General features: G+C 70.8%; 5 protein-coding genes and 1 pseudogene. 4 read left to right on the top strand and 2 right to left on the bottom strand.

Going from position 1 to position 4,139, the window contains the following annotated elements:
- The 4 genes and pseudogenes from CCN44_RS46855 to CCN44_RS45290 all read left to right on the top strand — a co-directional run.
- Nucleotides 1–165, top strand: a pseudogene (locus tag CCN44_RS46855) (Uma2 family endonuclease); the annotation flags it as partial.
- Nucleotides 166–289: 124 nt separating this feature from the next.
- A complete protein-coding gene (locus CCN44_RS37030) occupies nt 290–1,447 on the top strand; it encodes an acyl-CoA dehydrogenase family protein (RefSeq protein ID WP_059249687.1) in 1,158 nt (385 codons plus the stop codon).
- A 36-nt stretch (nt 1,448–1,483) separates the two neighbouring features.
- Complete coding sequence (gene tesB / locus CCN44_RS37035) at nt 1,484–2,356, top strand: acyl-CoA thioesterase II (RefSeq protein ID WP_059249686.1); 873 nt, start codon at nt 1,484–1,486, stop codon at nt 2,354–2,356.
- A gap of 242 nt (nt 2,357–2,598) precedes the next feature.
- Nucleotides 2,599–2,964, top strand: coding sequence for a hypothetical protein (locus CCN44_RS45290; protein WP_167404072.1), 366 nt, complete (start codon nt 2,599–2,601; stop codon nt 2,962–2,964).
- Between the two features lie 66 nt (nt 2,965–3,030).
- Here the strand turns inward: CCN44_RS45290 and CCN44_RS37045 are convergent, their stop codons facing one another.
- Both CCN44_RS37045 and CCN44_RS37050 read right to left on the bottom strand, forming a co-directional pair.
- Entirely contained in the window at nt 3,031–3,819 is a 789-nt protein-coding gene (locus CCN44_RS37045; RefSeq protein ID WP_059249685.1) for a phosphatase, read from the bottom strand.
- A gap of 79 nt (nt 3,820–3,898) precedes the next feature.
- Nucleotides 3,899–4,139: helix-turn-helix domain-containing protein (locus tag CCN44_RS37050; protein WP_143650260.1), on the bottom strand; the 241-nt coding region annotated here is incomplete at its 5' end.

Here is a 4,139-nt window from a genome sequence, read left to right on the forward strand (position 1 = left end):
CGCGCGATCGCCGACCCCCGCACCGGCACCATCGAGGTCCATTCCGACCCGTGCAAGGGCCGCTACGCCTGCAAGGAGCCCTGCATCTTCGGGGACTCGGTGTCCTTCGGCCCCTGGACCGTGGACACCTCCGCCTTCCGTCGCTACGGCAAGGCCGGGAACTGACGCCGGCCACCCGCCCCCGGGCGGGTGGCACACCTCACCCTGGACGGCTCCCCGTACCCGCCGGTATCTTCGAGTCTGAGCAAGCGCTTAGACATGCCGATGTCAGGTACGTGGAGGTGGCGGCGTGCGCCGTACGGTGTTCAACGAGGATCACGAGGCGTTCCGGGAGACCCTTCGCGCCTTCATCGAGGCCGAGGTCGTACCGGTGTACGACGAGTGGTTCGCCGCCGGCCAGGCGCCGCGCGACTTCTACTACAAGCTCGGCGAGCTGGGCATCTTCGGCATCAACGTCCCCGAGGAGTACGGCGGCGCCGGCCTGGACAGCCACAAGTTCGAGGCCGTCCTCTACGAGGAGACCGCGCGCGCGGGCGTCCAGTTCGGCGGCTCCGGCGTGCACGTGCTGCTCGCCCTGCCCTACATCAAGATGCTCGCCACCGACGAGCAGAAGAAGCGGTACCTGCCGAAGTTCGTCACCGGCGAGGAGATGTGGGCCATCGCGATGACGGAGCCGGGCACCGGTTCCGACCTCGCGGGCATGAAGTCCACCGCCAAACTCTCCGAGGACGGCACGCACTACGTCCTCAACGGCGCCAAGACCTTCATCACCGGCGGCGTCCACGCCGACCGCGTGATCGTGTGCGCCCGCACCGCCGCGCCGACCGCCGAGGACCGCCGCCACGGCATCTCCCTGTTCGCCGTGGACACCAAGTCCGAGGGCTACTCCGTCGGCCGCAAGCTCGACAAGCTGGGCCTGCGCACCTCCGACACCGCCGAGCTGGCCTTCGTCGACGTCAAGGTGCCGGTCGAGGACCTGCTCGGCGAGGAGAACAAGGGCTTCTACTACCTCGGCCACAACCTGGCCTCCGAGCGCTGGGGGATCGCCTTCGGCGCCTACGCGCAGGCCAAGGCCGCCGTCCGGTTCACCAAGCAGTACGTCCAGGAGCGCACCGTCTTCGGCAAGCCGGTCGCCCACTTCCAGAACACCAAGTTCGAGCTGGCCGCCTGCCAGGCCGAGGTGGACGCCGCCGAGGCCGTCGCCGACCGCGCGACGGAGGCCCTGGACGCCGGTGAGCTGACCCCCGCCGAGGCCGCCTCCGCCAAGCTCTTCTGCACCGAGGTCGCGCACCGCGTGATCGACCGCTGCCTCCAGCTGCACGGCGGCTACGGCTACATGAACGAGTACCCGATCGCCCGCCTGTACGCGGACAACCGCGTCAACCGCATCTACGGCGGCACCAGCGAGATCATGAAGACGATCATCGCCAAGGACATGGGTCTGTAAGGAACCGGCAACGGCAGGACAGTACAACTGTCAACCATGAGCCAGGCACTTCAGGATCTCCTCGATCTGCTCGACCTGGAGCAGATCGAGGAGAACATCTTCCGCGGCCGGTCCCGCTCCGCCGTCGTCCCGCGCGTCTTCGGCGGGCAGGTCGCGGCGCAGGCGCTGGTCGCCGCCGGGCGGACGGTCCCCGCGGACCGGCCCGCCCACTCCCTGCACGCGTACTTCCTGCGCCCCGGTGACCCGGGCGCGCCGATCGTCTACACGGTGGACCGGATCCGGGACGGCCGGTCCTTCACCACCCGCCGGGTGGTCGCCGTCCAGCACGGCAAGCCGATCTTCCATCTGTCGGCGTCCTTCCAGGCGTACGAGGAGGGCCTGGAGCACCAGGCGCCCATGCCGGCCTCCCCCGACCCGGCGACCCTGCCCACCTCCCAGGAGCGGCTGCGCGGCTACGGCCATCTCGCGCCCGAGGTGGTGGAGCGGTTCCTGGAGGCCCGCGAGGCGATCGACCTGCGCTATGTCGACGAGCCGCCGTACGGGCAGTACGGCGAGCCGCGCGAGCCGCACTCGCAGGTGTGGTTCCGCACCAACGGCAAACTCGACGACGACCCCCTGCTGCACGTCGTCCTCGCCACCTACGTCTCCGACATGACCCTGCTCGACTCGGTGCTGCTCGCGCACGGGCGCGGCGGCTGGGCCGTGGGGGACGTGGTCGGGGCGTCCCTGGACCACGCGATGTGGTTCCACCGGCCCTTCCGTGCCGACGAGTGGCTGCTGTACGACCAGGAGTCGCCGTCCGCGCACGGCGGCCGTGGCCTCGGTCAGGCCCGCATCTACACCCAGGACGGACGGCTCGCCATCTCGGTCATCCAGGAGGGTGTTGTCCGCGTGCCGAGACAATCGTGACAAGTGTCCGTTTCCGGGTGACTTGTGACGTATGGGGGATTAGGCTCTCTGAGTGAAAGCCGCAGCGAACGGCATGCCCCGTGCACCCCGGTGGACGAGGAGCATCAGGGCCGTTTCACTCGACCGACTGCGGTGACACCTGAAGACCGCGCCGCGTTCTTCCCCTCTTGCACAGCGGCGGCGGCCATCCACCTCGCGTTCTTCCCCGGGAGCCGCGAGAGACGATGACGGAAGGTATTCCCATGCGATCACAGCGCACGAGGCGTCTTGTCGCGTTGTCCGCCTCCGGCCTGCTGCTGGCCGGCGGAGCAGCGATCGGCACGGCCGGAACCGCCTCAGCCGCGGACGACAGCCACAGCTCCTACAGCAGCAGCTGGGGAGACGGCGACAACGGTCACCACGGCTACTCGTGGGACGACGATGACGACGACTACGGCGGCTACGGCGACCACGGCGGCTACGGCGGCGACCACGGCAACGGCGGCTACGGCGGCGACCACGGCGGCAACGGCGGCGGTCACGGCGACGGCGGCGGCCACGGTGGTGGCGGCGGCCACGGCGGTGGCGGTGGCGGCGGCCACGGTGGCGGCGGAGGAGGCGGTCACTGACCCGAACAGGAACTGAACCGGCGTGCGGCCCCGGCGACGGGACCGCACGTCACACCTGTCACGGCGTCAGGCCAGGCCCGCCTCCGCGAGCAGATACGCCGTCAGGGGGTCGTAGTAGCGCGGGCTGACCACATGGTCGTCCAGCGGCACGACCACCTGCACGGTCCCCTCCGACTCGGCGAGGAAGAGCGCGGGGTCGTTGCAGTCGGCGTACCCGACGGAGTCCACGCCGTGCTGGCCCGCGTACCCGGCCCAGCCGTGGTCGGCGACCACCAGGTCCGGCAGCGGACGCCCCTCCCGCTCAAGTCCCGTCAGAATGGCCCGCATCGGTTCGCCGGAGTGGGTGTGCCACAGCGTCGCCCCGTGCTCCAGCACGGCCACGTCCGCGAACTGCATGACGTACCCCTCGTCCGTCTGGAGCCCGTCCGGGATGACGACGATCTCGCAGCCGGCGGCGCGCAGCGCGGCGGCCGTGGCCCGGTGCACGTCCAGCAGGCCGCCCGGGTGCCCGGTCGCGAACAGCACCCGCTGGCGCCCCTCGGCCGCCTTGCGCAGCCGCGCCGCCATCCGGTCCAGCGCGTCCACGGTCAGCTCCGGGTCGATGGTGTCCTGCCCGTACCGGTACTCGGGGTCGTCGTTGACACCCACCCGCTCGGCCATGACCGCGAGCACGTCCTGCTCGTCCGTCCAGCGGTCGCCCAGTTCGAGGCCGAGCCAGTAGTTGCGGACACCGTTGGCGAGCTGGCGGTAGTGGGAGAGGTTGTTCTCGCGGGGGGTGGCGACGTCCCCCGCGATGCGGGTGCGCACCAGGTGGTCGACGAGCTGGGCGCGGCTGGGTGTCCCGGATATCGGCATGCCACCCATTGTGAGGCAGTGCCGTGGCCCCCGTCCTCGGCATACCGCCCGCTGGGACGGGGGTCACTCGGCCGTGCCCTCAGGTCCGGCGCAGCGCGAACCACAACTCCATGCGGACGTCCGGATCGTCCAGGTCGGCGGCCAACAGGGCGGCGCAGCGGGCGATCCGCTGCCGCACGGTGTTGCGGTGCACGTCCAGCGCCACCGCCGTACGGTCCCAACTGCCGTGCAACGACAGCCAGGTGCGCAGGGTCTCGGCGAGCGCGGGCTGCCCGTCGAGGGGCGCGAGGAGCGTACGGGCGTGCGTCTCGGCGTCCGCC

This window comes from Streptomyces tricolor, from assembly GCF_002155905.1.
Taxonomy (GTDB): domain Bacteria; phylum Actinomycetota; class Actinomycetes; order Streptomycetales; family Streptomycetaceae; genus Streptomyces; species Streptomyces tricolor.

What these genes read in the sequence shown, in the direction of transcription:
- tesB (WP_059249686.1), top strand. Translation starts at nt 1,484, where the DNA reads ATGAGCCAGGCACTTCAGGATCTCCTCGATCTGCTCGACCTGGAGCAG.
- CCN44_RS45290 (WP_167404072.1), top strand. Translation starts at nt 2,599, where the DNA reads ATGCGATCACAGCGCACGAGGCGTCTTGTCGCGTTGTCCGCCTCCGGC.
- CCN44_RS37045 (WP_059249685.1), bottom strand. Translation starts at nt 3,819, where the DNA reads ATGCCGATATCCGGGACACCCAGCCGCGCCCAGCTCGTCGACCACCTG.